The sequence below is a fragment of the Montanilutibacter psychrotolerans genome (genome assembly GCF_003719825.1).
Lineage (GTDB): Bacteria > Pseudomonadota > Gammaproteobacteria > Xanthomonadales > Xanthomonadaceae > Montanilutibacter > Montanilutibacter psychrotolerans.
This window is the reverse complement of the sequence record NZ_RIBS01000010.1, coordinates 62395-88515: the sequence shown is the minus strand read 5'-3', so window position 1 is coordinate 88515 and position 26121 is coordinate 62395. Positions and strand designations below refer to the sequence as shown.

The 26121-nt window shown below is 67.2% G+C and carries 25 protein-coding genes and 1 pseudogene; 17 read left to right on the top strand and 9 right to left on the bottom strand.

The window, feature by feature from the left end:
- Positions 1–288: 288 nt before the first annotated feature.
- A complete protein-coding gene (locus EER27_RS15710) occupies positions 289–1428 on the top strand; it encodes a GNAT family N-acetyltransferase (protein ID WP_190285835.1) in 1140 nt (379 codons plus the stop codon).
- Positions 1429–1500: 72 nt separating this feature from the next.
- Here the strand turns inward: EER27_RS15710 and EER27_RS15705 are convergent, their stop codons facing one another.
- The 3 genes from EER27_RS15705 to EER27_RS15695 all read right to left on the bottom strand — a co-directional run bounded on the left by EER27_RS15705 (position 1501) and on the right by EER27_RS15695 (position 4882).
- Positions 1501–1956, bottom strand: a complete 456-nt coding sequence (locus tag EER27_RS15705) for a GNAT family N-acetyltransferase (protein WP_425480855.1) — start codon at positions 1954–1956, stop codon at positions 1501–1503.
- A 106-nt stretch (positions 1957–2062) separates the two neighbouring features.
- Positions 2063–3478, bottom strand: coding sequence for a hypothetical protein (locus EER27_RS15700; protein WP_123089087.1), 1416 nt, complete (start codon positions 3476–3478; stop codon positions 2063–2065).
- 420 nt (positions 3479–3898) lie between these two features.
- Entirely contained in the window at positions 3899–4882 is a 984-nt protein-coding gene (locus EER27_RS15695; RefSeq protein ID WP_123089086.1) for an alpha/beta fold hydrolase, read from the bottom strand.
- Positions 4883–5033: 151 nt separating this feature from the next.
- Between EER27_RS15695 and EER27_RS15690 the strand changes: the two genes are divergently transcribed.
- From EER27_RS15690 to EER27_RS15675, 4 genes are all read left to right on the top strand, one after another.
- On the top strand, positions 5034–5918 hold the full coding sequence (locus tag EER27_RS15690) for a helix-turn-helix domain-containing protein (RefSeq protein WP_123089085.1): 885 nt from the start codon (positions 5034–5036) through the stop codon (positions 5916–5918).
- 133 nt (positions 5919–6051) lie between these two features.
- Positions 6052–7452, top strand: coding sequence for a pyridoxal phosphate-dependent decarboxylase family protein (locus EER27_RS15685; protein ID WP_123089084.1), 1401 nt, complete (start codon positions 6052–6054; stop codon positions 7450–7452).
- Positions 7453–7592: 140 nt separating this feature from the next.
- The gene (locus EER27_RS15680; RefSeq protein ID WP_148041053.1) at positions 7593–8468 is read left to right on the top strand and encodes an SMP-30/gluconolactonase/LRE family protein; all 876 of its coding nucleotides are present in this window, start codon (positions 7593–7595) and stop codon (positions 8466–8468) included.
- A gap of 115 nt (positions 8469–8583) precedes the next feature.
- Positions 8584–8982: a hypothetical protein gene (locus tag EER27_RS15675; protein WP_123089082.1), complete on the top strand. Its 399-nt coding sequence runs from the start codon at positions 8584–8586 to the stop codon at positions 8980–8982.
- A gap of 40 nt (positions 8983–9022) precedes the next feature.
- On the opposite strand, the gene EER27_RS15670 is transcribed toward EER27_RS15675, so the two are convergent.
- On the bottom strand, positions 9023–9469 hold the full coding sequence (locus tag EER27_RS15670; RefSeq protein WP_123089081.1) for a DUF2784 domain-containing protein: 447 nt from the start codon (positions 9467–9469) through the stop codon (positions 9023–9025).
- A gap of 373 nt (positions 9470–9842) precedes the next feature.
- On the opposite strand from EER27_RS15670, the pseudogene cysK reads away from it, so the two are divergent.
- Positions 9843–10841, top strand: a pseudogene (cysK, locus tag EER27_RS15665) (cysteine synthase A); the annotation flags it as partial.
- Positions 10842–10847: 6 nt separating this feature from the next.
- Positions 10848–11366 carry a glutaredoxin domain-containing protein gene (locus EER27_RS17405; RefSeq protein ID WP_223807375.1) on the top strand — a complete coding sequence of 173 codons (519 nt, stop codon included), beginning with the start codon at positions 10848–10850 and terminating at the stop codon, positions 11364–11366.
- Positions 11367–11414: 48 nt separating this feature from the next.
- Here EER27_RS17405 and EER27_RS15660 read toward each other — a convergent pair whose 3' ends face one another.
- Entirely contained in the window at positions 11415–12407 is a 993-nt protein-coding gene (locus EER27_RS15660) for an MBL fold metallo-hydrolase (protein ID WP_190285834.1), read from the bottom strand.
- 195 nt (positions 12408–12602) lie between these two features.
- Positions 12603–13520 carry an ATP-grasp domain-containing protein gene (locus EER27_RS15655; RefSeq protein ID WP_123089078.1) on the bottom strand — a complete coding sequence of 306 codons (918 nt, stop codon included), beginning with the start codon at positions 13518–13520 and terminating at the stop codon, positions 12603–12605.
- Between the two features lie 218 nt (positions 13521–13738).
- Here EER27_RS15655 and EER27_RS15650 point away from each other — a divergent pair, with 218 nt between their 5' ends.
- From EER27_RS15650 to EER27_RS15615, 8 genes are read left to right on the top strand one after another with little or no spacing between them, the layout of a single operon-like run.
- The gene (locus EER27_RS15650; protein WP_123089077.1) at positions 13739–16531 is read left to right on the top strand and encodes a type VI secretion system Vgr family protein; all 2793 of its coding nucleotides are present in this window, start codon (positions 13739–13741) and stop codon (positions 16529–16531) included.
- Between the two features lie 5 nt (positions 16532–16536).
- Positions 16537–17409: a DUF4123 domain-containing protein gene (locus EER27_RS15645; RefSeq protein ID WP_190285833.1), complete on the top strand. Its 873-nt coding sequence runs from the start codon at positions 16537–16539 to the stop codon at positions 17407–17409.
- 19 nt (positions 17410–17428) lie between these two features.
- Positions 17429–17767 (top strand): DUF805 domain-containing protein, encoded by a 339-nt coding sequence (locus tag EER27_RS15640; RefSeq protein WP_123089075.1) that lies wholly within the window; start codon positions 17429–17431, stop codon positions 17765–17767.
- Complete coding sequence (locus EER27_RS15635) at positions 17764–18243, top strand: DUF3304 domain-containing protein (RefSeq protein ID WP_123089074.1); 480 nt, start codon at positions 17764–17766, stop codon at positions 18241–18243. Before EER27_RS15640 ends, EER27_RS15635 begins: the two co-directional genes overlap by 4 nt.
- A gap of 2 nt (positions 18244–18245) precedes the next feature.
- On the top strand, positions 18246–18728 hold the full coding sequence (locus EER27_RS15630; RefSeq protein WP_223807373.1) for a hypothetical protein: 483 nt from the start codon (positions 18246–18248) through the stop codon (positions 18726–18728).
- 20 nt (positions 18729–18748) lie between these two features.
- Positions 18749–19201 (top strand): DUF3304 domain-containing protein, encoded by a 453-nt coding sequence (locus tag EER27_RS15625; RefSeq protein WP_123089092.1) that lies wholly within the window; start codon positions 18749–18751, stop codon positions 19199–19201.
- A gap of 2 nt (positions 19202–19203) precedes the next feature.
- Positions 19204–19713 (top strand): DUF3304 domain-containing protein, encoded by a 510-nt coding sequence (locus EER27_RS15620; protein ID WP_123089072.1) that lies wholly within the window; start codon positions 19204–19206, stop codon positions 19711–19713.
- Positions 19685–21730, top strand: coding sequence for a phospholipase effector Tle1 domain-containing protein (locus EER27_RS15615; protein WP_123089091.1), 2046 nt, complete (start codon positions 19685–19687; stop codon positions 21728–21730). The genes EER27_RS15620 and EER27_RS15615 overlap by 29 nt, the downstream gene beginning before the upstream one ends.
- Before the next feature lie 98 nt (positions 21731–21828).
- Here EER27_RS15615 and EER27_RS15610 read toward each other — a convergent pair whose 3' ends face one another.
- Positions 21829–22203, bottom strand: a complete 375-nt coding sequence (locus tag EER27_RS15610) for a hypothetical protein (protein WP_123089071.1) — start codon at positions 22201–22203, stop codon at positions 21829–21831.
- A gap of 478 nt (positions 22204–22681) precedes the next feature.
- Complete coding sequence (locus tag EER27_RS15605; protein WP_123089070.1) at positions 22682–23656, bottom strand: DUF1570 domain-containing protein; 975 nt, start codon at positions 23654–23656, stop codon at positions 22682–22684.
- A 161-nt stretch (positions 23657–23817) separates the two neighbouring features.
- Between EER27_RS15605 and EER27_RS15600 the strand changes: the two genes are divergently transcribed.
- Positions 23818–24369, top strand: coding sequence for a DUF2058 domain-containing protein (locus tag EER27_RS15600; RefSeq protein WP_123089069.1), 552 nt, complete (start codon positions 23818–23820; stop codon positions 24367–24369).
- Between the two features lie 70 nt (positions 24370–24439).
- Here the strand turns inward: EER27_RS15600 and pip are convergent, their stop codons facing one another.
- A complete protein-coding gene (gene pip, locus EER27_RS15595; RefSeq protein WP_123089090.1) occupies positions 24440–25393 on the bottom strand; it encodes a prolyl aminopeptidase in 954 nt (317 codons plus the stop codon).
- A 182-nt stretch (positions 25394–25575) separates the two neighbouring features.
- Between pip and EER27_RS15590 the strand changes: the two genes are divergently transcribed.
- Entirely contained in the window at positions 25576–26121 is a 546-nt protein-coding gene (locus tag EER27_RS15590; RefSeq protein WP_123089068.1) for an EF-hand domain-containing protein, read from the top strand.

Sequence of the window (26121 nt, the reverse complement as noted above, 5' to 3'; positions counted from 1 at the left end):
GACTCGCAGTCTCAGGGCGCAAACAGTCTCTCCCTGCACCGATCCGAGTGCCCCCGGATCACCAGCCCATCGCTGGTGGGTTGAAGATACAAGGGCGCAATAACCGAAGGGCATTGCGCCGAATTTGCTTGCGAGGAGGCTGGATCTTCGTCGCGCGTTTCATCCGGCGCATTACGCCTTCGGCTAATGCGCCCTACGGAGCCCTGTCGTCGGGCACGACCGCCGCAAAGGCCGCGACGCGTTTCCACTGGAGAAGGGGCCCCGCTGGGTTGGCCCCGAGGACCGGGAATGGGGATCACGGTTCGGTGGGGGGGAATCGAGGACCTGGATGCCCACACGTACGCAGCGTGGAGCGAGCTGGGTGAGCGCGCGCGCGAGGCGACGCCGTTCCTGATGCCACAGTTCATTGTTCCCGCGGCGCGCTGGCTGTCGCCGCGTCCACTGCGCGTGGCGCTGTTCCAGCGCGGGCGTGAGCTGGTGGGCGTGGGCTGTTTCAGTGCCGAAAGGCCCAATCCATTCGCGCCCGTGCCGCACCTTCTGGCGTACTGCACGCTGCATTCGTTCCGAACGGGATTGCTGGTCGCACCCGACGAAGCCGATGGGGTGGCCCATGCCTTGCTGGCCGCGACGCGATACGGGCCGCTGCGCGGTCATGCGATCGCGCTGCGGGCGGTGCCCGAGGACGACGATGGATTCGCTGCGTTGCGCCGGGCCGCCTGCGACGCCGGCGGTGCCTGGCGTGAGTTGTCGCGTTTCGCGCGGCCGATCCTCCACCTGGCGCCGGACACTACCGCGGTGGACGGCATATCGCACAAGTTGCTGAAGTCGCTGCGCCGGCACCGTCGCCGCCTCGCGGAGCAGGCGCCGTACTCGTCGCGCCTGGTAAGGGCGGGGCCGGAACTGCGCGCGGCGACCGAACGCCATCTTTCGCTGGAGCATCACGGCTGGAAGGGCGAGCGCGGCAGCTCGATGCTCAGCTGCCCGGCCTCCACGGCGTTCTTCCGCGAGTTGGTCGAACGCTTTGATGCGATCGGCGCGGTCGTCTTCAGCGAGGTGCTGGCCGGGGACGAGGTGGTGGGCTCCAGCAGCAACCTGCTGGTCGGGCGCACGCTCAGTGCATTCAAGATCGGCTGGCATCCAGCGCGCGCGCGGTACAGTCCCGGACTGCTCACCGAGCTGGCGCTGCTGGAATCCATCGAAACGACCTGGCCGCACGTGGAAAAGTTCGACAGCAACGCGGCGCAGGATTCGTACCTGTCGCAGATGCTGCCGCACTCCGAGGCGATCGTGTCCGGGTTCGTCGCAACCGGGCGGACGGGCAGATTGGCGTTGGGCGCTGGCCGCGTGGCGCATCCGTTCGCACGTGCGTTGGGCCTGCAGCCGTGGCACGTGCCGCGGCCGGGGCGATTGACGCTGCCACAGGCCTGAGGGGAGCGTACAGAGACGGACGGAACGGCGTTGCTCCACCCCGGTAGTTGCGCCTTCTCTCGCCGGACTGGATCAAGTCCGATAGATGCCGGGCCGGTAGATTTCCATGAAGGTTTCCGGCGAGTTCAGCGGCGTGAAACCGTATTTCGCGTACAGCGAGTGCGCGTCGTTGGTCGCCAGCGTGAAGCGCCGCAACCCGGACACGATCGGATGCGCCATCACCGCCGACATCAGCAGCTTGGATAGCCCCCGCCCGCGGCGATCGGGCGCCACGAAGACATCGACGAGGTTCCCGAACGTCGCGTAGTCGGTGACGATCCTGCAGAACGCGACCATCCGCGCCGCGTCATCGTCTTCGTACATGCCGAAGTTCAGCGAATGCGCGATGGCCCTGCCGACCGTCTCGCGCGGAATGCCGCGCGCCCACGTGCTGTGCTGGTCGAGGAAATCGTGAAGGTCATCGATCTGGATGCGGCTCACGTCGGTGCTGACGACGTGCCCGGGGAGCGTGGTTTCGAAGATGTCCAAGGGCAGAGTCCAACAGGGCCGTCACCGGGGAGATTCTAGCCCCGGCGACGGCCCCGACCTGCCGTCGATTCAAGCGATGGCAATCGCTGGCGGTCGACCTTTCACGTCAGGGACAGCTGGACACGTTGTTGGCCTGGGACCGGTACGCCGTCCACATCGCATCGGCGAAATCGTTGGCGTAGGCACCGTCATCACGTGCGGCGCCGTGCGCGTCCGGCCAGCGTCCGGTGCCGTCGGCAGGATTGCTGTCGAGCGAACCGTTGCCGCGGGGCTGATAGGGATCGGGCTGCGTCCACGCGCCGTGTGCCACCCAGCGGTCGGCGTAGCGCAGGATCCTGTCGTCGGTCCAGATGCAGCGCAGGGCCGGCATCAGTCGCAGCGCCAGCGCGGTGGCCTTGTACGCCTTGGCCGTGCAGCACCACTGGTAGTAGTCGCCGGGTTGCTGACCACCGTCGATGTAGCCATACGGGTCCCGGCAATCGCGCGAGTTGTTGCCCGTGATCTGGTTTTCCCAGTAATCCGCGGCGGAGCAGGGGCTGCCGAACAGCACCAAACCGGAGCCGGCACCGACATGAAGCTGGTCGTCTTCCTGATAGGTGCCCAACTGGAAATCACGCACGCGCGCGGCCATCGTCGGGTTGTCGAGCATCAGCGCAGCCAGGGACAGCACCAGCTTCCTGCCGTGTCGGTGACCACCGTCGGCATTGAAGTGCAACCCGCCCTGCATCGCGGCGTCCAGATCGATGCCGTACTGCGTCAGGTGGATCGCCAACTGCCGACGCTCGGCGGGGTCGCCTTCCAGCATCAGGCGAAGCGAGGCGACCGCGGTGTCCATTGCGATCACGGCGCCGTAGTCGGGCATGTTCTGCTTTGGATGGATCTGGTCGGCACTCCAGTAGCGCTGGTGATCCAGCTGCACCGGAGCAAATCGTGCGGACAGCTCGCCCAAGGTCGGCATGTCCGGCAGCCCCGGCAACGTCGGCAACCGGTCCACTCGAAGCCCGTTCGTGGAGTACAGCGGCTTGTTTCGGCCGAAGTAGGGAGGACGGAACACGGTGCTGCCACCGTCCGGTGGCGCGGCCGACAGCACCGTGAGCACTACCGCGGTGTCGAGATTGGTCTTGTCGTGGCCGAGGAGCGACACCGCCTTCACGAGGGATTCGTTGGGCGCGGCGGAATACGGCACCGCGCGCATGAGGGTGGCATCGAAATTGGTGGCATCGGAGTCGAAGCCGTGGCGATCGACCCGGGACGGATTGACCTCGAGACCGTTGCGGTGCGCTCTCGCTTTCGAGTCATAGAAGTAGGCGGGCGTGATCGACACCACCTTGACCTTGTCGAGGCTGCCCGTGGTCGGCGTGACCCAGTAATCGCCGTTGGCGAACTGGCCGCAGGGATACGCGCGGTCCAGGGTGAAGGTCACACCGCGCTGCTGCACCTTGGAACACGACGACACCAGCGCAACGCGCTTGCCGCTCGCATCCGCTGAACCCGGCCGTTGCGCACCGTTGGCAAGCGGCATCGCAGACGTGGAGACGACGGAGGCCGCCGGCGAGGAAGCGAGCAGGGACGTGGATGCCGTTGACGCATTCTGCGAAGACGCGACGGCATCTGCGGGAGGCGTAACAACGTTGGGACAGCCCGAGAGGGCAAGCACGCCACCGGCCAGCAATACGACACGCGTGAGCAGCGTGCGCATGGGCGGTGTCCCGGGCACTACGATTTCAACTTTCAAGGCAATCTCCTTATCGCGGATGTAGGTTTCGAACAGCGCGAGCATGCTTGCACGCCGTGCAGCGATCGCCTCAAGAACGTGTCGGAACCTCGACTGCAGATGCACTTTCGCGATGGGCCGTTGGGTGCTTCGTGCTTTGTCGATTCTGGTCACGGATTTCGCGCCGCGTTTGCTCTATCGAGCCGCCGTCGACACGGTTGCGCGCCGCTACGCAGGCACGCGCCACAAGCGCTGCGCTTCTTCGGCGATGACGTCGGGGAACTCTTCGGGAAAGAACAGCTTCGCTCCAGGAATGCGTCGGATGCCCTGGGAACGCGGGAACATGCGATCGAGGTACTCGGCATCCGACTGCAGGAAGATGTCGTCACTGGCGCCCCACACGATCCGCACCGGGACCGTGCTGCGCTTGAGCGAGGCTTCGATGCCCGCCAAGGGATTGGGCTCGAGCGCGCTGTGGTACGCGTGGTACTGCGCACGGCGCAGCGGTGAGCTGACAAGCGGCGCGATGTAGTACTCGATGGTCTCGTCGGCGAAACCGCTGGGGTCGCGGAAGACGGCGGCGCCGAAGGTCGAGCGCGCCAGATCCTTGTCGGAAATCCAGCGGGCCGTGTCGTCCGCGAGCGTTCCCGCGCGCGCCATCTCGATGATCGGCATGATCGTGGGCGGGGGGCTGTCGGGTTCGACGTCGCAGTTGGTCAGCAGCATCGTGCGGACGCGCTGGGGATACCGGATCACGAACAACTGTGCGACCGCGCCACCGCTGTCACTGGCGACGATGTCGACCTTGTCGATCGCCAGCGAGTCGAGCAACGCCGCGAGCATCGCGACCTGTGCATCGGCCGCGAGCGACTGCGGCTCGGGCACCTGCGAGTAACCCAGGCCCATGAAGTCGGGTGCGACGCAGCGTCGGTAGGGAGACAACCGATCGAGCGCGCCGCGCCACTGGAATCCATTGAGCGGCGCGCCGTGCAGGAACAAGGCGGCATCGCCCGTGCCGCGCTCGACGTAGGCGATCTTGCCGAACGGGAGATCGGCAAATCGCCTCGCTGCACGAAACGCCACGGCATCCGTCGGCCGCGACCGACTGGCGGCCGCGATGCCCAGGCGCGTGCCCGCCAGCGGCACGCACGCGCCGGCGGCACCGGCGGCCAGCGTGACGACGGCCAATTCCATGAACTGTCTACGTTTCATGCCCAGTCTCCATCCGGCGAGCGCCTTTGCGATTGATGCCGGCATGCTGGCAGCGCCGCTGCCGACTGATGCGCACAAACGGCCGATGCCGGGCACGCAGGGATGAATTTCGGCACATGCACCGGGCCCGGTTGCATAGAAGGATCGTGCGATGGCCGACAGACCCGCGTGCTACCCCAGCCCCCCGGCCGCGTCGCTGTCGAGCGTCGGCGCCAACGGCATGCCGCCCCTCCTGGACGTGCTGACCTCACCCGTGCCAACGGGTGTGTTCCAGTCGCCGGTGGACCATCGGCATGTGCTTTGCCTGCACCTCGGCGATCCGGTCCCGGTGTCCTACCGCGCGGGCAACTACGAGCGGCAGGGCGTGCGGCTCCATGGCCAGTACTGTGTCGTGCCGTCGGGGCTGTCGACCCGTTGGACCGTGTCGCGGCCGGCGCGATCGCTGCTGCTGCGGCTGTCGCCGTCGCTGTTGCTGGAGACCGCGGATGCCATGGGGCTGCGCACGCCAAGCGCCGAGCTCGTGCCGTCGATCCATGTGCGCGATCCCCAGGTCGAGCGCATCGGCTGGATGATGCAGGCCGAAGACCACGACGCGTACCCGGGTGGCCGCCTGTTCGCCGACAGCCTCGCCTCCGCGCTTGCCGCGCGCCTGCTTGCTCTGCAATCGCGCGGCACCTCAACCCCGTCATCCCGCGCGTTGCCCGCCTGGCGCCTGCGCCGCGTCATCGAGTACATCGAGGCGCACCTGGATGCAGACCTGACGCTCACTGAGCTGGCGACCGTGGCCGGCTTCAGCCTTTCGCACTTCAAGCCGTTGTTCAAACAAGCCGTCGGGATGCCGGCGCATCGGTTTGTGCTCGAACGGCGCGTGGAACGGGCCAGGACGCGCTTGCTGGAAGGGCGGCGAAGCCTCGGCGAGATTGCGTTGGAGGCAGGCTTCAGCCACGCCAGCCACATGGCCCGTTGCATGCGTCGCGTGCTGGGGGTCAGCCCGTCGCAGGTGGCGGATTCGTCGACAAACCCACCGGCCGGTTAGCCCGGGCATCCGTTCGCGACGGGTGCGAACGGCGCCGATCGGCCGAGACGGCGAGCACGGAAGCGCAGCCGGTTTCGCCGTCCTGCACCTGGGCGCACACTGTCCTTCCCTCGCCCCCATCGAGGCCGCCGCCATGGCCGACGACCGGTTTCCCCCGCTGCTCGAACGCGCGCAGGCGCATGCCCTCGACTACCTGCAGCTCCTGCCCGATCGCGAGGTACTCGCGCGCGCCAGCCGCGACGAACTGCTCGCTGCGCTGCACCAGCCGCTGGCGGCGCGCGGCGAGCCGGGCGCGGCGGTCATCGACCTGCTCGCCGCACAGGCGCAACGCGGCGCGGGAGCGTGCAGCTCGCCGCGCTACTTCGGGTTCGTGATCGGGGGCAGCCACCCGGTCGCGCTCGCCACCGACTGGCTCGTGTCGACCTGGGACCAGAACGCCGGCATCTACGTGATCTCGCCGCTGGTGTCGGTGGTCGAGGAAGTGGCGGGGCAGTGGTTGCTGGCGCTGTTCGACCTGCCGCGCGAGTCGAGCGTCGGGTTCGCCACGGGCTGCCAGATGGCCAACTTCACCTGCTTGGCCGCGGCGCGGCACGCGATGCTGCGGCGCGTGGGCTGGGACGTGGAAGGCGATGGCCTGTACGGCGCGCCGCGCTTGAACGTGGTGGCATCGGCCGAGTCGCACGTGACCATCGATGTCGCCCTGCGCTACCTGGGCCTTGGCACCAACGCCATACGACGCGTGCCGGCCGACGCGCAGGGCCGCATGTACGCCGATCGCCTTGGCGAACTGCTGGCCACGCTGGAGGGGCCGACCATCGTCTGCGCCCAGGCCGGCAATGTGAACACCGGTGCGTTCGATCCACTGCGCGACATCGCCGCGCTTACCCGCGCCCACGGCGCGTGGCTGCACGTCGACGGCGCCTTTGGCCTGTGGGCGCGCGCCAGCCGCGGGCTCCGTGGACTGGCCGATGGCATCGAGCTGGCCGACTCCTGGGCCACCGACGCGCACAAATGGTTGAACGTGCCGTACGACTGCGGCGTCGCCATCGTCCGGCACGCCGACGACCACCGCGCGGCGATGACATCCACGGCCGCCTATCTGGTCCAGACCCAGGGGCCCGAGCGCGATGCGGTGGACTGGGTGCCGGAGTTCTCGCGGCGCGCGCGCGGCGTTCCGGTGTACGCCACCTTGCGTGCGTTGGGCGGCGAGGGCGTCGAGGAACTGGTGGACCGCAACTGCGCCCGCGCGCGCCAGATGGCGGAGATCCTGGCCGACGAAGCCGGCGTGCAGGTCCTCAACGACGTGGTGTTGAACCAGGTGCTGGTGCGATTCGGCGATGACGACGAACTCACCCGCCAGGTGATCGCCGGCGTGCAACAGGACGGCACCTGCTGGCTGGGCGGCACCACGTGGCACGACCTGGCCGCGATGCGCATCTCGGTGTCGAACTGGGCCACGTCGGCAGAGGACGTGGCCATCAGTGCCGCCGGGATCGTTCGGGTGTTCCGCGCGCTGCGCGGCGACGGGCCGTGACCGGCACGATTCGAGTCAACCTCATCGCCGCGGAGTGCCCCGGGCCTTCACCAACCCGGCGACATCCCGGCAGCACTTCAAGCACTTGCCGCGGCAGGCGCGCGGGTCATAGCCTGACGTTCGAACACGAAGCCGCGACCATGCGTCGACAGCTCATGCGCAAAGCGGACCCGGCGATGCTGGGCTTGGCCCTGATCGCAGCAACGCTGCTCGCCGGCTGCGCGGGGAGGGCACCCAGCGGCGGCCCGCCGAAGTTGGAGGCGCTGTGGAGCACGATCGGCCTGGCCAATCCCGAAAGCGTGGTGCCGGATGCGACGGGACGCTTTCTGTACGTCTCCAATGTCAACGGCGAGGGCGATGCACGCGATGGAAACGGCTTCATCGCGCGGGTCGCGCTCGATGGACGCCTGCTTCAACGCGAATGGGCAACGGGGCTGGATGCGCCCAAGGGACTGGCCCTGGTTGGCAACCGGCTGTTCGTGTCCGATGTGACCGTGCTGGCCGAAATCGATGCCACTACCGGCCGACTCGTCGCGCGCCACGACGCGCCGGGCGCCGGCTTTCTCAACGACGTCGTGGCAACTCCGGGCGCCGGCATCCTGGTCAGCGATTCCGCGCGCTCGCGCATTTACGCCTGGCGGGACGGCCGCATGGACGTCTGGCTGGAACACGAGCTGCTGCAAAGCGCCAACGGCTTGCTGGCGCAGACCGATCGCCTGCTGGTGACCACGATGCGCGGTCGCCTGCTGGCCGTGGACTGGAACACGCGCGAGATCCGCACGCTTGCGCAGGGACTGGCCGATGCCGATGGCATCGCCGCGCTCGACGACGGGAGCTTCCTGGTCAGCGAGTGGCCCGGGCGCCTGTTTCACGTGCGCGCGGACGGCACCTCGTCGACGCTGCTCGATACGCGCCAGGAAAAGCGCTACTGGAACGATTTCCTGCTGCGCGGCGACCTGTTGCTGGTGCCCAACTGGGAGCCCGGCACGCTGAGCGCGTACCGCATCTCGCAGTAGCCACCGGGCGTCGGGCGTCTGGGCGCGCCTGCGAAATCCGGATCGCATCCTGCTGTTCACCACCAGGGGCCCGAGTGACACTATCCGCACCACCTCCCCCGGAAGCGAAAAGCCGATGCGATTCCTGCTGCTTGCCCTCACCCTGATGTCGGTACCGTCCGCGCTCGCGGCAGAGCATGGCTTGGACGAAGCCATTGTTTCGATCGCCAAGGCAACCGGCCTGAGCCACCAGTTCGGGTCGCGATGCGGCATCGACGCCGGACTGCTGCGCAGGCACAAGGCCAAGTTCGAGGTGGAGGCCAACGCGGCCAACGCGACGCTTCCTGCCGGGCAGGCTGTGGACGTCAACGGAGAGTTCCAGGTGGGTGCCGACGAAGGCAACCGGTTCTACGATTCGGTCGGCGACGCCTCGCACCGTGCCATGCTCTGCCAGCAGTTCACGGTACAGATCACGCAGATGGTTTCGTCCCCTGGCGTGCTGACCCTGCCCACGCGCGGGATGCCTCCGCGCTAAGCGTTCTGCAGGGCCGAATGCAGGACGGGTACGGCGACGCTCAATCCGTTCTGCGTTTGCGCGCATCGCGCCGCGGAGGCACCAGCCGCCACGTCAGCAATACCAGCGCCGCGAAGGCGGTGTAGGCGACGACGAAGACCCACCACGGGGCTTCGAAGAAGATCAGCCGCGACAGCCAGTGTTCGATGAAGGTATCGTCGTGGATGAGCTGCCCGGCGCGGCGCCGCAAGGCCTGCTCCCACACCGTCAGCGGGCACTGCTCGCCCAGCCAGGTCTGCACGACGACGAAGCCCATCAGCAGCAGGTGCGCGACGCGCCACGCGAAGCCGCGCACCCAGTCCCATCGACGCCACCCGCCGATCAGGATCAGCACGGTGCCAATCACGACGAACGCGACCACCCCGACGTGCAACGCCAGGATGGCGTCGGCCAGCGTCGCCGCGTTGACGGGCGACAGCGTTGCAAGGATCGACGAGTCGGAGCTCATGGTGTGCCTTGTGCCCGAGTGGCCGCCCGTCGTGCCGCAGGATGGGATGGGCGACGCACTGCCGATTCGAGGCTGATGTCCCCACTATGATGCGCTCGTGACCACCTGCCGGATCCATCTGACAGTCCACCGGGTCGCCCCCGGTTTGCCGGAACATCCACCAAACCGGTGACCGCGCCCCAAACTGCTCCCGGGTGCCACCGGACGCCAACGCGCTTGCCTGGCCGGTCGCGAAAGCCGCATGGCGCGGGGCTCAGCGCGCGCCCCGCCTCGCGGCATGCCGCCGCGATTTGACAGGCCCGGCCGACGGGTCGACTGTGCGTCTGCGGCGCCGCGAATCGGCTGTGCGCCGCCGATCGCGGAGGACACTCCCATGCCAGGCCAGCCTGGAAACGCGAAGGTCGACAACATCCTCATGACGGTCGGGCGCACGCCGATCGTCCGACTGACCCGCCTGGCGCCGCCGCGCGTCAACGTGTACGTCAAGGTCGAGGCGTTCAATCCCATGGGCTCGGTCAAGGACCGGCTGGCGTTGGGCATCATCGAGGACGCCGAGCGACGCGGCACGCTGTCGCCGGGGCAGACGGTGATCGAGGCCACCAGCGGCAACACCGGCATCGGCCTGGCGATGGTATGTGCGGTGAAGGGCTATCCGCTGGTGGTCACGATGGCGGAGAACTTCAGCGTCGAGCGCCGCAGGATGATGCGGTTCCTCGGCGCGAAGGTGGTGCTCACGCCCGCGGCGCAGAAGGGCAGCGGCATGCTGGCCAAGGCCGTGGAACTGGCGAACGCGCACGGCTGGTTCCTGTGCCGGCAGTTCGACAACGAAGCCAACGCCGACATGCACTCGCGCACCACCGCGCCGGAGATCCTGCAGGCCTTCGCCCGCGAGCGCCTCGATTACTGGGTCACCGGCTATGGCACCGGTGGCACGCTCAAGGGCGTCGCGCGGGTGCTGAAGGCGCAACGACCGGACACGAAGATCGTGGTCTGCGAGCCGGACAATTCGCCGATCCTGGGCAGCGGCATCGCCCAGGCGCGCCGGCCCGACGGCACGCCCAGCGACAGTCACCCCGCGTTCCGCCCGCACCTCATGCAGGGCTGGTCGCCCGATTTCATTCCCAAGCTGACCGAGGACGCGGTAGCGGCCAACCTCGTCGATCGCATCCTCGCGATCAACGGCAGCGATGCGGTCCGGTTGGCGCGCGAGCTGGCGCAGCGTGAAGGCATCTTCGTCGGCATCTCCAGCGGCGCCACCCTGGCCGGCGCGCTGCAGGTGGCGGCCGAGGCCGACGACGGTGCCACCGTGCTGTGCATGCTCCCCGACACCGGCGAGCGCTACCTCAGCACGCCGCTGTTCGAAGGCGTGAGCGCGGACATGTCGGCCGAAGAGTTGGAACTCTCGCGCTCGACACCGAGCTGTCGATTCGACGCGCCATCGCCACCACCACCACCAGCCGCAGCGGGGGGCACACCCGACCCGGTCGCCGCGCCGGCGGTGTCGGCCGATGTGGAAGCGTTTGTCGCGCAACTGCTCGACGACACGGCGCAGCCGCTGGTGCTGTTTGCGCTGGAGTGGTGTGAGTTCTGCTGGTCGCTGCGCAAGCTGTTCGCGCAATGCGCCATCCCGTACCGGTCCGTCGACCTGGACTCCACTGCGTACCAACAGGGCGACCGCGGCGGACAGATCCGCGCGGTGCTCGCCGCCCGCACGGGAAGCAAGACCATTCCGCAGGTATTCCTCGGCGGGCAGTTCATCGGCGGCTGCACCGAGACGCTGGACATGTTCAAGGACGGTCGCCTGCAACAGCAGCTTCGCGAGCAGGGCGTCGCGTTCGACGAGAGCGTTCGCGTCGACCCGTACAGCCTGTTGCCGGCGTGGCTGCATCCGCGTTGACACGCCTCGCCCGCACGAGCGATTGGTCGCCGCGTCGCCCAGGGCAACCTAGGCGCGTCCGTTCGCTCGTGCACGGCGTCGCCGCAACAGCACGCGCAGCCCCCACGCCATCAGCAACAGCGCGACGACGACGCTGACGGCCATCGCCACCAGGTTGTGAATGGGATGGGTGAGCACGAAGCTGGCGTGCCGCGAATGGAAACCGTTGAAGCCGTCCAGCGCGGCCGGCAGTGCCAGCAGGTCCGCGCGCTGCATCGCCAGCGGGCGTTCGTTCGAGTGGTGGGTGGAGCCCCAGGCGTAGAGTTGCCCATCGACGTCCAGCTCGATATGCCCACCCAGGATGTGGGCAACGGGCCGAGTCCGCACGAAGTCGACCAGCCGCCTGGCGCTGGCCCGATACGCCGCCAGGTCGTCCACCATCAGCCGTCCGGGCAACAGGAAGTCGCCGGAAAACAGCAGCCCGGTGTTGCCGTCGTAGAAGGCCAGGTGATTGGGGTGGTGCCCCGGCGCGGGTATCACGTCGACCACCCGGCCGCCGAGGTCCAGATGCGCGATGCCATCGGGCCAATTGGACAGGCCGAAGAAGGTCCGCAACGGCGCCGACTCCCCGGGCGCGATCTTCACCCCAGGCCACGCGGCGAACTGGCTGTCGCCGGCATCGTGATCACCGTGACCGTGCGTGTGCACCACCAGCAGTGGCAGCTTCGCATCGCCAACGTTGGGCAGGAGGTCGGCGACGGTTTTCGCCAGCGGCATCCGGGACGGATCGGCCACGGCGCCGGTGTCGATCAACAGCGCCCGGTCGCTGCCGATCAGCAGGTACAGGAAGCCGGCCTCGAACTCCGAACACGGGCTCTGCCGAAGGATGATGGTGTTGGGTTCGTACGCGTGCACCTGCAACGGCGCCTGCGGGCTTGCGGCGCAGTCGGCAGCGCCCGCGTTCCAGCGAACGTCCAGTGAACCCCGGGCGTTCTGGCTCCATGCCAGGGAAGGGGTGGCGGCAAGGACGAGGGCGAACAGCGCATTGGCGAGACGATTCATGACCAGCATCCGGGCCGGACCGAGCCGCTGGCGGCTACGGATCAACAAGGCGGGGTCTTCGCGCGCCAGCAGTGGCGCGCGAAGACCGACGAACGGGGTGGCGTGCACTCCGTGCCCTATTGAGGACCGATGCCGAATGGCACTGCAGTGCCAGTGGTCACTTTCTGCCGGCGCCGCGCGATGACGGCGTGGCGGCTAGACGGCTTCGGCGGCCATCGCGATGTGGGGCGAGTCTGTCGTGGCGTCCAGCAACTCCCGCACCGCGCGACCAAACCTCGCGCCGGCCTGCGGATCGGCGTTGAGGAAGAAGTCGGGCTCGATGAGTTCGGCCTCCATCAACAGCCAGCGGCCGTCGACGTCGGGGACCACGTCGATGCGTGCGTACAGCACCGGCGTCTCGATGGCCGCCAGGGTTTGCTCGGCCAGTGCCAGCGCGCCGGCGGGGGGCGTCTCCAGCAGTGTGTTGACGCCGCCGAACTGCGTCTGCACGCGGAACTCACCCGACTCGGGGCGCTTGTTGACCACGTGGCTCAGGCGCCCGCCGAAGTACAGCAGCGAGGTCTCGCCTTCGGTCTCGATGGTGGGCAGGTAGGCCTGGATCATCGCGGTGCCATGCGGCGCTTCGTTGAGCACGTCGCCGCGGCGAAGGCGCTGCGTCTTCCAGGCGCCACCGGACACCGCCGGCTTGACGATCAGCTGCTCGGCGCCGGTGGACGCGAAAGCCTCCTCCAGCTGCTGCGGCGTTACGTCGTCCGTCCAGACGGTGGACGGGATGGCAACGCCGCGATCGGCCAGTCGTGCCAGATAGCGCTTGTCCGAGTTCCACCCCAGCACCGAGGCGGGATTGGCCAGCCGCAGGCCGGCGGCTTCCCACGTGCGGCACGCCTGCAGCCAGCGCGCGTGGTCGTAGTGGTAGCCCCAGACCAGCAGCGGCAGCACGAGCGGGTAGCGCGCCAGCGCGTCGCCGTTGTCCACGTGGTCCGTCCAGGGCGTCGGCGTGGCGGTCACGCCGGCCGTGGCCAGCGCAGCGCGCAGGCGATCGAGCACTCCGTGCCAGAGGGCTTCGAAGGAGGTGTCGGTGGGATCGGGGGTGAGGATGGCAATGTCGGTCATCGGTATTCCGGTGTGTGGGGTGGGGCATGCGTCGACCGGAGGCTGCTGCGATCTCCGCATCGAGCAAGGAATTGTAGGGGGCGCCAGTTGCACAGGATGAGACGCAGCGTCATGCGTAGGGAAAGACTTACGCAATGATGGGCCGCGCGCCCATTGAACAATTGTGGGGCGTCGGTATTGTCGCTCCCGGGTTCCCCCGGACCCAGGAGCGTTAACGCATGGATGCGATGACTCACCTGCTGACCGCAATGGTCGGCGGACCGAAACACGTTGATCGACTGCTTCGATTCCACAGCGCACTCGGCCCGGACGTGCTGGTCGCCGAGACGCTGGATGGCGTCGAGTCGCTGTCGCCCGGAGCGCATGTCGAGGCCGGCTTCCGCCTCGAGCTGACGGCGCTGTCGGTCGATGCCCACATCGACCTGGCGCAGCTGCTGGGCCAGCCGGTGCTGCTGGAGCTGCTGACCGACGCGTCGCGCACGCAGCTGCGGCCGTTCCACGCGCACGTCACCCGCTTCGAGCGGCTCGGCAGCAACGGCGGCCTGGCGCGCTACCGGCTGGTGCTGGAGCCGTGGCTCGCGTTCGCCCGCCAGCGCATCGACAGCTACGTGTTCCAGGACATGACGGTGGTCGAGATCGTCGAGTCGGTGTTTGCCGACTACGCCGATGCCGGCAAGCTGGCGCCGGCCTGGCGCTGGGAGCTGGCCGACCAGTCGGTGTACCGCAAGCGCAGCCTGACCACGCAATACCAGGAAAGCGACCTGGCGTTCGTCGAGCGCGTGCTGGCCGAGGAGGGCATCGGCTACTGGTTCGAGCACCGCGGCGACACCGGCGGCGAGAGCCTGGGCACACACACCCTGGTGCTGGCCGACCACAACGACGCGTTCGTCGATGCCGGTGCGGTGCGTTTCCACCGCAGCGATGCCACCGAGCGCAGCGACAGCATCCAGCACTGGTCGTCCACGCGGCGCTGGCAGACCACGCGTCTGCAACGCGCCAGCTGGGACTACCGCAGCCGCGGCCTGCGTCCGAGCGAAGCCGAGGGCACCCAGCACGGCGGCGTGGCCATGGCCGACGTCGACACCGCCGGCCCGTACGCCTGGCCCGACGCGGCCACCGGCGCGCGTTACGCGCGCCAGCAGCTCGAAGCCCTGCAGGTCGCCGCCGACAGCGTTCACGGCGGCGGCAGCTGGCGCGTGCTCGCGCCCGGCGCGCGCTTCGTGCTGCGCCAGCATCCCAACCACGAGGGCGCGGCGTTCCACTGCCTGCGCGTGCAACACCGCGCACGCAACAACCTCGGCGCGGAGGTGTTCGAGCAGGTCGAGGCGCAGCTGGGCCTGGTCGGGTTGCCGGCATTGCCGCTGGGCGAGGCGTTCGGCGGCGCGGCGCCGGCCGACGACGGCCTGTCGGACGGGACCGACGACGACACCGCCACCGACTTCTACCGCAACGCCTTCGACGCACTGCCCGCGGCAGTCCCGTACCGGCCGCAGACCGTCGACGGCCACGGCCTGCGTCGGCACCCCAAGCCGACCGTGCACGGCACCCAGACCGCGATCGTGGTCAGCGACGGCACGCCACTGCAGACCGATCGCGACCACCGCCTCAAGGTGCAGTTCGCCTGGCAGCGCGGCGGCGACGCCAGCAACCGCCAATCGCACCCGGCCGGCGACGACAACGCGCCGGGCAACGACGCGGCCTGGACCTGGGTCCGCGTGGCCACGCCGTGGGCCGGTGACAACTGGGGCGGCGTGCTGCTGCCGCGCAAGGGCCAGGAAGTGCTGGTCGCGTTCCTGGAAGGCGACATCGACCGGCCGGTGGTGATCGGCGCGGTCTACAACGGTCGCGGACAAACCGACGCCGCACACAACCGGGTGGCCGGCGGGGCCGCCGGTGCCACCGGCAATGCGGCCGCGTGGTTCGACGGCAACGCGCACGCGCCGGTGTTCACCGGCTTCAAGAGCCAGGCGCTGGCCGACAGCCAGGGCGGCAGCGGCGGCTACCAGCAGTTGCGCCTGGACGACACGCCCGGCCAGGGCCGCGCCCAGGCCACCACCACCCAGCACGACAGCGAACTCAACCTGGGCCACCTCAAGGGCGGCGAAGACAACCTGCGCGGGGCCGAGCGCGGCTTCGGTGCCGAACTGGCAACGCGGGCGAGCGGCGCGCTGCGCGCCGGCGCCGGGCTGTTGATCAGCACCGAGCCCGGCCGCGAGCAGATGGCCGCCAGCGGCGCACAATCGCAGCTGGGCAAGTCGACGCAGCTGGTGCAGTCGCTGGCCGGCGCGGCCAGTGCGCAGACCGCCGGGCTCCCCGACGACAGCGGCGACCTGCCGGTGCAGACCACCCTGGCGACCACGGCCGAAACCCTCAAGGCCACGCAGAGCGGCAGCGCCCCCGGCGACGGCATCGGCGGCGGCGACGGCGAGGTGCCCGGCTGGTCCAGCTCGGCCATCGTCGCCAGCAGCCCGGCGGGCCTGGTCAGCGTGACCCCGGCCGACCAGGTGTGGGTATCGGGCACGCAGACCCTGCTGGCCGCCGACGGCGACCTGCAATGGCTGAGCCAGGGCGAGACGGTGCACGCAGCGGCCGGTGGCATCGTGCTGTTCACCCAGGGCGGGCAAGCGCCCGCGGGCAAGCCCAACCAGGAGCGCGGCATTGCCCTGCACGCCGCACAAGGCGCGGTCAGCGCCCGCGCGCACAAGGAAATCGCCCGCGTTGCCGCGCAGCTCAACGTCACCCTGTCCAGCACCGAGGCCGACGTCAGCATCGCAGCACCCAGCAAACACGTGCTGGTCACCGCGGCCGGCGCCTACCTGAAACTCGAAGGCGGCAACATCGAACTGGGCGCACCCGGCACCATCGAGTTCAAGGCCAGCAAGAAGGAGTGGACCGGGCCCAAGAGCGCGAGTGCGGCGCGAGTGCAGCTTCCGTCATCCGACAAGCCGGTCTGCATCGAATGCATGCGCGAACTGGCCAAGCGGCATGAAGCGGTCGCTTCGCGAGGATGAGCACCATGGAGCCGTCATTGCATGAGCGCTGGCAAGCAGTCATGGAGAGCAACTCACGCAAGAACGCAGAAGAGCGCCGGTACCTGTTGGTGGATGCCGCGCAGCTGCCCGCCAACGCAATGCCTTGGAAAGAACTGGCCGAGCACCGTGCGACGAGCAACCTGCTTTGGGATCAGCCAGAAGCCAGTCATCCGGAAGTCTGCGCCCATCTGATCGACCTTGATGGTCCCTGGATCGGCAACTTGGTGGAGCGCCATCTCCACAGGCGGCCATTCGCTTTTGCGGCATTGTCCAGTGCGATGGACATGGAGCAGTTGACCCGGGCATTGAATCGCCGCTGCCTGGTGCGTCTGCCCAACAACCAGCGAGGCTTGTTGAGGCTCTACGATTCGGCGGTACTTGCCGCCTTTGCCGAGATGTTGTTCGGCAGGCAACGCATTCAATGGCTATCTCCGGTTTCCGACTGGATTCATGTGGATCGAACCGGCAGCGTGGTTGCGGTCCGGGCCGGTCACGACGTTCCAAAGCCAACAACCGATCTGCTGACGATGGCGACCTTGAGCGCCGATCAGCTTCGGCATCTGGACCGGATGGGGCGGCCAGATCGCCTGATCGCTCGGCTGACAGCCAATCGCCGGCTGGCGGTCAACGCGGATCCGTTCGCCACCTATCGCCACGCGGCCCTGCTTCTGGCGATGTTCGATCGGCACGACGTTACCGACGAGGCCAACATCTATCAGGCGTCCGCGGTCGTGGCCGACACGCTGCCTGAGCGTCCGCCCGATCCAGCGGTTGAGCAGTTGATCGCAGAGCACAAACACGATCCAGACGCCATGCTTGACGCCATCGTCAAGTGGCGCGAGTTGTCTACGGCATGATTACGATCCAGGAGGCCACGTGACCTTTACCCAAGTGCTGTTTTCGTTCACGGGCCGCGTGCGTCGGCGCCATTGGTGGTTCGCGGTAGCCATGCTGATCCTCATCCCCGGTTTGGGTGACGCCGTCACGCCGGACTCGCCTTCGCCACTGGTGGTGATCTGGGCATTGACGGTGCAGGCCGCACTGTTGTGGATCATCGTTGCTGTCAGCGCAAAGCGCTGGCATGACGTGGGCAAGTCTGGTTGGTGGACACTGATCCATTTGTTGCCCGTCGTCGGCATCATCGTGGCGTTGGGCTTCAACGGACTGAGTGCGGGCAACCCAGATGCGAACCGCTACGGCGAACCCTTGCCATGAGGCATGCCTGGCATGCATTGCGGATAGCCGGCCTGACCGCGGTGCTGTGGCTGACTGGATGCGATGCAGTGCTGTCTCAATCGCGCACGGTGTGCGTCACCGGCTACAACCAGAACGAGCGCGGCATCCACGAATTCTGGCTGGATGAGGAGAACAGCTCTGGCTGCCGAGGCAACCCGTCTGGACGTAAGCCTACGAATACGTGGGGCGGCGGCGGTGGTTTCGTCTGCGGCTGCAATGTCGCGCCGGGCAGGCAGGTGAGCCTGTTCTGGCAATTCAGTCGAACGCGGAAGGAGTACGACGCCAAGATTCCTCCCGAGCAGCACACCGTCCAGGTCACGATCCCGCAGCCGGAATCGCCGTCCTCGCGCTACTTGCGCGTGTATTTCATGAAGGACGGCAGCACCCCGTTGCAATGGGTGGATGACATGGGGACGCCCGAGTTGATACCTCGCAAACGAGAGAGTCGAATATGAGAATGCATCGTCTGTTGCGACTGACTGGCCTCACAGCCTTCCTGTGGCTGGTGGGCTGCGATGCCGTGCTTTCGCAATCGCGCACGGTGTGCGTCACCGGCTACAACGAGTACGAGCGCGGCATTCACGAGTACTGGCTGGATGATGAGAACAAGGCCGGTTGCCATGGCAATCCGCCGGGGCGTGATGTCGACCAGGTGTTCGGAGGGGGCGGTAAGTTCTCTTGTGGATGCAATGTCGCACCGGGCAAACAGGTGAGCTTGTTCTGGCAATTCAGTCGAACTCGGAATGAGTACGACGCCAAGATTCCCCCTGAGCAGCACACCACATTGGTCACCATCCCTCACCCGGAATCATCGACGTCGCGCTATCTGCGCGTGTACTTCATGAAGGACGGCAGCACCCCGTTGCAGTGGGTGGACGACATGGGTGCGCCGGAATTGATACCTAGCCAAGTGCCCGAGATGAGCAAGGGAGACGTATGAGCATGCTTCGACTGTTGAGAATGACTAGCCTCACAGCGTTCCTTTGGTTGGTGGGCTGCGATGCCGTGCTGTCGCAATCTCGCACGGTATGCGTCACGGGCTACAACGAGCACGAGCGCGGCATCCATGAGTACTGGCTGGATGATGAGAACAAGGCCGGTTGTCACGGCAACCCGCCGGGGCGTGATGTCGACCAGGTGTTCGGTGGGGGGGGCGGCTTCGTGTGCGGCTGCAATGTCGAGCCCGGCAAGCAGGTGAGCTTGTTCTGGGAGTTTGTTCAGACGCCCGAGGACTTTGACGCCAAGGTTCCACCCGAGCAGCGCACCGTCCAAGTCACGATCCCTCAGCCGGAATCGCCGTCTTCGCGCTACCTGCGTGTGTACTTCATGGAAGACGGCAGCACCCCGCTGCAATGGGTGGATGACATGAGCGCGCCCGAGCTGATACCTCGAAAACGAGAGAGTCGAGTATGAGAATGCATCGCCTGCTTCGACTGACGGGCCTCACAGCGTTCCTCTGGCTGGTGGGCTGCGATGCCGTGCTGTCGCAATCGCGCACGGTTTGCGTCACCGGGTACAACCAGAACGAGCGCGGCATCCACGAATTCTGGCTGGATGACGAGAACAAGTCCGGTTGCTGGGGCAATCCGTCCGGACGTACGCGTGGCTATCCATGGGGAGGCGGCGGCAAGTTCTCTTGCGGATGCAATGTCGCACCTGGCAAGCAAGTGAGCTTGTTCTGGGAGTTCGTTCAGACGCCCGAGGACTTTGACGCCAAGGTTCCACCCGAGCAGCGCACCGTCCAAGTCACGATCCCTCAGCCGGAATCGCCGTCTTCGCGCTACCTGCGTGTGTACTTCATGGAAGACGGCAGCACCCCGCTGCAATGGGTGGATGACATGGGGGCGCCCGAGTTGATACCTCGTCAAGTGCGTGAAACAAGCAAAGGAGATGCGCATGAGCAGCATGGAACTGCCACGAGGTGACACCGAGGCCAAGGGCGATCGCATCAAGGCCGAGAGCGAGGAGCTTTGCGCGGCATGCGAACAGGTCCTTTGGGTTAGCTTCTTCTTCGATGGGTTTGGTCACACGAATAGAAGCGGACCGCCGACAAACATCGTGAAGCTGTACGACGCAGCTTTCGATATAGAGTTCGAAGGTATTCGCGCGTTCTACTACCCCGGCCTCGGGGCGGACTTCGATCCCGAGACCGCCGCACTGGCCGCCGCGCTGGGCGGGCGCGCGGTGGATCAGGCTGCCGACAAGGCCCAGGGTGCCGCAAAGGGCAAGGCCAAGAGCACTGCTGTCGAGACGGCCACTGACGCCTGGGAGCGCAGCAAGGGCATCCGCAACAACTCGACCTTCAACCGTGCGGTGTGGACCGCCGGTGAGGTGTGGGACGAGACCGTGGAAGGTGCCGGCCGGGCCCGCCGGCAGGTGGCGCGCGTGCTGAGCAAGCCAAGAACGCACTGGAACCGCGCCGTGCGCGGACTCCGGCGTGAGTGGCAGCAGCTGTGGGGCGATGTCATGCGCAACCCCTGGAAGGCGGTGACAGGGCAGGCGCAAAGGGCGGCCATTGCGGCAGGCGTCAAGGTCAGCGTTGGGTACGTTGCCGAATCCGTCGGTGTGGTCCGCGACCAACCATTGGTAGCGGCGCTGTTCAACACCGGTGTCGACACGCGGCTGGCCTCGGCGCAGCGCGACTTTGAGCAGGCGGTGCGGACGGCCAGGCAGCGCGCGCCAGTTGCCAAAATCCACGTCGCGCTGTTCGGCTACGACATGGGCGGTGGTCTTGCACTGGCGTTCTCCAATCGGCTGCTGGAGGAGCTATGCGCTGGCGGCTTCTACGAACAGACCCCGGTGCAGATCAAGTTCATGGGCCTGTTCGACTGCGTCACCAATCGCTACGACGACAATTTCCTGACGGGCTACATCCCGCTCAGCAACGACGTGTCGTCGAACCTGAAGTTGCTGCCGAAGGTGGAGCGCTGCGTGCACTACGCCGCGGCGCACGAGCTGCGCTTTTACAAGCCGCTCACCATGATCGGCGCCGACCCGTCCGACTTCCGCGGCCCTCGACAGGAAAAACTGTTCCCCGGTTCGCAGGTAGACGTGGGCGGTGGGGTGGTGGACGGCGAAGACGGCGTTTCCGACAAGTTGTCCCGGCTGCCACTGCAGATGATGTATCACCGCGCTTGGGGAGCGGGCGTGCCGATGCCGGAGTTGCAAGGCCTGCGCCAGATCAACCCTCGATTGCACGCGTCATTCGATCTGCCGCCAGAAGTAGAGCAATTCCACAACGACTACCGACGCACCGTGAAGCAACTGGTCACCCAGACACGCGAGATTCCGCCGCTGGCCATCCAGATGGGTCTGCCGGTGGAGTGCGGCATCACCAGCGCGGCCACCCGCACACCCGAGCAGGAAGCGCGCTGCGCGGTGCCGGCCCAGCCCATCGTGGTGACCACACTGCCCAAGGACATCGAAGGCGAGCAGAAGGGTCACGCCGTGATCTTCATCCACTGGCTGCGCATCTGGCATGACCACAACCGGCAGACCGCGGATGACAGGACCCGGCGCTGGGGATTGGGAGTGCCAGTCGATTCGCACGCCTTTGGCCGCTACCAGAAGCTGTCGGACGAGCTCGACTGCTTGGAACGCAATGCACGCTCAGGCAGCGGCTTCAGCAACGACCAGGCGATGAAGCAACTGGGCAAGGAAGCGCAGCCCAACCTGTTCGTCACCGACCCGCAGGGGCAGGCGCTCTACTGGCTTTGGAACAACCCCGGCTCCCGTCAACCGGCCATCGAGAAGCTCTATCCCATGTTCGCCAGGCACGTGCACGACAGCATGGCGGAATGTCTGATCGAGGCAGGCTTCGGCGACCTGGTGTACGCCAAGCACTACTTCAACAACCGTGCGATCCAGAAGATCGCCACGGAACCTGACAAGACCATCCTGGAGCGATTGCAGAAGTTGTACGAGAACCTGGTGGCCGCTTGATTGCTGGAAGCCCACGGATCGCGTCATCGGTTACCACCGGAGTGAGCTCGCTTCCCGCTCGACCCGACACGGCCCCGTGCGTTCCGCCCAACCCGCGGCTACAGGCTCACGTACGTCACCACGGCCCGGTCTGACGAGCGTTGTTCGATCCGGTGGATCGGGTAGCGGGACAGGCGCTTGTCGTGGATGACGGTGGTCCTGGTCGCATCGTTCGGCCGGTGGTCGCTGCTGTGGTCTTCCGGCAGGGAAAGGGACAGCGGCAGCTCGCGGCTTCCCAGTGGCACCCGCTCGGGAATGACGATGCGGAAATCGATGTAGGCGCTGCTGGACACCTGGCGGGCGCCGTTGGCGGTTTCAGCGCGGCGGGACGCGCCCAGCGCGGGCAGGACGCCCACCGCCAGGACGGCTAGTAGCAGGGCAACGTTGGCTTTCCAGCCAGGCCCGTGGCGCTGATCGTGGTGGACGGTGTCCATTCGACTCCTCCATGGATTCGAGCTGTCCAGATCACCGTGCTCGCGATTGGGGCAGCGTGCGGACCCTTAGCCCGGTGCCTTCCTGGCGGGACCGTTCCGTCCGGGCCGGACGCGGGACGTGTCCTTACGATGCCGCGACGGTCCGTGGACCGTCGGTGAGCCAACGCCGGCCGTGCACTTCCTGGCTCGGCGGCGAACCCACGAGAGGGGGAACGGCAATCGTGGCCCGCACCGGCAGCAACCGGCAGTGCACAAGTTCAAGCGTGGATCGCAACATGCAAACGCGCTGTGAGTAAGCCTGCCTTGGGTTTCACGCGGATTTGGCTGGTTCGGGCGGGGCGTCTGGTCGGCGCCGTTCGTCGGCTGGACGCTGTCGGGAACCTGTTGGCCGCTTCGGCACGGGCCCTCCCCGGGCCGCTGGCCTATCGCGCGGGGGGCATTCCATCCGGCGCGCCATTCGGATCCCGGTCGGCGGTGCTCAGGACGGGCTGACCCACCTGACGTCGCTGGCATCGTCCTGCGGGCCGTCGGTGAGTTGACCAATCTGCTGGCGCAGATGCTCGTACCACGGCGATTCCAACTGCTCGATGGGCCCCAGCAGGCGTTCGGCGTCGTCCAGCGTTCCGGCGGTCTTCATGAGCTCGCGGTACTTGCCGGCGAAGCGCCCGTTGTCGTGGTGCAACAGGAAGTGGGTCAGGCTCCAGAACTCGATGTAGTGCAGGTTGACGTTGCCGCCGATGTCGACGCGGCCGCTGGCGATCAGCTTGCGCAACGGGATGATCCGGCCGGCGCGGATGTCCTCTTCGCGGTTCCCGCTCAGTTTCATCGTCGACAGCCACCAGATCGGGTAGGTGTTGGTATCCACGATGCCGGGCTGCAGCTTTCCGTCCTGGATACGGCTGGCGTTGAAGTAGGTCGCCACGCCTTCGTTGATCCAGGGGGCCTGCGACAGATTCGCCACTTCGCGGTTCAACTGGTGCGTGGCCTCGTGGACCATCCAGTGATACGGGTTGGGCCGGCTGTCATCGAAGTACGCATGCGACGCTGGGGGCAGGTAGTAGGCCTCGGCCCAGGGGCTGCTGCGGTTATGGGCCTTGAATTGCTTGCGGTCCCTGTAGAGAACCAACTGCAACCGCGGTGAATTGCCTCGGGCATTCAGGCTGTCGCCGAAGAACGCCACGTAGGCGTCATAGAGGCTCTCGGCAGCCTTGGCCACGCGCTCGGTCCGCTCCGGCGTCGCCGTGGAAGCGATGGTGTAGTGCGCCGTTTCGACGATGGTCGCGGGAAGCGGGTGGGCCGATGCTCCTCGCGTGGGCTCGGGAGGCGCCGCCGACCCGGGCGGTCGTATCCCGGTGTCGGCCCCCTGCGACGGCGGGTTTGGCCAGACGTGGTAGCCGACGACCGCCGCGACTGCGGCGAGGAGGATCAGGGACACGGTTGTCTTGGAAGGCATGGCGCGTGCATGGAGGTCGTGACCGGAAACCTAACCTCTATCGGCGCGTTCCGCTTGGTTCGCCGGCGGCGGTGCGCTGGGGCGGACAGCCGCGGGCTGGACGGGTAACCTGCGCTTCCCCCCGCGGCGCTACCCGCGCCCCGCACCAGATCCGGACACGTATGCGAAATCCCCTGCAGGAACAGCTGCTCAAGGCCGGCCTGGTCAACAAGGCCAAGGTCGCCAAGGTGGCGCGAGAGCAGGAGAAGGCGCGCCAGGGCAAGGCGCCACCGCCGCCAAGCGCCGAGCAGCTCGAGACCGAGCGGCTGCGCGTCGAGCGGGCCGAGCGTGATCGCGCGCTGTCGGCCGAACGCAACGCGCAGGCGCGCGCGCAGGAACTGCGCGCCCAGGTGCGACAGATCGTCGAGACCAACAAGGTGCGTCGTGAAGGCGAGATCGCCTACAGCTTCAACGACGAGGGCCGCATCAAGAACCTGCTGGTCAATGCGGCACTGCGTGCCCAGCTGGCCAGTGGCGCGCTGGTCATCGTGCGCCACGACCAGGGCTACGAACTGATCCCGCGCGCCGCCGCCGACAAGGTGCGCGCACGCGATGCGTCGATGATCGTGCTCGACCACGGCGTCGGCGCGCCGGGCAATGCACCGGGCAACGCGTCGGGAGATGACGATGCCTACTACCAGCAGTTCCAGGTTCCCGACGATCTGATCTGGTAACCCGCGGCGCCGTGATTGGCGTGCGGGCGGGCAATCCTTTCGGTGCCCGCCCACACATCCACCGCATGCCTCAGCCGAAGCGATCGGCCAGCGCGTCCGTGGCCTGCACCAGCGCATCGACGATGGCGGGGTCGGCGGCGCTGTGGCCGGCCTGCACCACGCGGAAGTCGGCTTCGGGCCAGGCGTTGGCCAGGTCGAAGGCGCTCTTCATCGGGCAGATGATGTCGTAGCGTCCCTGCACGATGGTGGCCGGGATGTGGCGGATGCGACCGACGTCGCGCAGCAACTGGTCGGGTTCGAGGAAGACGCGATTGCGGAAGTAATGCGCCTCGGCGCGTGCCACGCTGACGGCCACCTTCGGGTCCTCGAAGTTGCCCGGTTCGTTGGGGTCGTGCACCAGGGTGGTACTGCCCCCTTCCCACTCGCCCCAGGCCATCGCGGCAGCGAGCCGCACATCGGGGTCCTCGCTGTTGAGCCGGCGCCAGTAGGCCTCGGTCAGGTTGTCGTGCTCCTGCTCCGGGATGTGCTGCAGGTAGTGCGCCCAGCGTTCGGGGAATATCCAGGCGGCCCCGCCGTCGGCTTCGTTGAACCAACGCAGTTCGCCCGGGCGGCCCAGGAAGATGCCGCGCAACACCAGCCCCATCACGCGCTCGGGATGGGTTTGCGCGTAGGCCAGGGCCAGCGTCGAACCCCACGACCCGCCGAACACCACCCAGCGCTGGATGCCGAAGTGCTTGCGGATCGCTTCGATGTCGTCGACCAGATGCCAGGTGGTGTTGTCGCGCAGTTCCGCATGCGGCGTGGACTTGCCGGCGCCGCGCTGGTCGAACAGCACGATGCGGTAGCGCGCGGGATCGAAAAATCGACGGTGATAGGCCGAGACCCCTGCACCTGGGCCGCCGTGCAGGAAGACGACGGGCAGGCCGTCTGGATTGCCGCATTCCTCCACGTGCAGCTCATGCAGCGCGTCGGCGGCGAAACGGTGGGTGCGGTAGGGCTCGATCTCCGGGTACAGCTCTCGCACGACGACGCTCCGTTGGGTTTTGGCGAGCATAACGTCGGCTGTCGGCCGCGTGCGGGGCGGGCATCGCCGCCATCGCTGGCACAGACGGGCAGCGGCGCGTGACGACTGCGAGAAAGTCGGATTGACGGCTGCGTAACCCAGTCGGGTGCACGCTTCGGGCCGTTCGAACCAGGAGATCGGTCATGAACCGCACACAGGCCGCGCCCGGTGCGCTGATTGTCGCGTTGTCGCTTGCGCTGACCGGGGTGGTTGGCTGCAACTACGATCGGACGGACGACACAGCGCCGCCGACTTCCCCGGTTGTCGCGGCTGAGCCCGTTGCGACGCAGCCGGAGCCCGAACCCACCACCGCCACGGACGGTTCGGGCGGCGTCGCGGACCACTTCGCGATGATGGACAAGGACGGCAGCGGCGCCGTCAGTGCCGACGAACACGCGGCGGGCGCCAGCAGCATGTTCGCCACGATGGATACCGACGGCAACGGCAGCGTCACCGCAGCCGAGATGGATGCGGCGCACGCGGCGTTGAAGAGCGACAAGCGAATGTCCTCAGCCGACAAGATCAAGACCATCGACAGCAACGGTGACGGCATGGTGTCGCGTGACGAGCACGTTGCCGGTTCGAAATCGATGTTCGCCAAGATGGACGGCGATGGCGATGGCAGCCTGACCAGAAACGAAATGCAGTCCGGCCACGACAAGGCGATGAGTGGCGAAGGGACGCGGTAG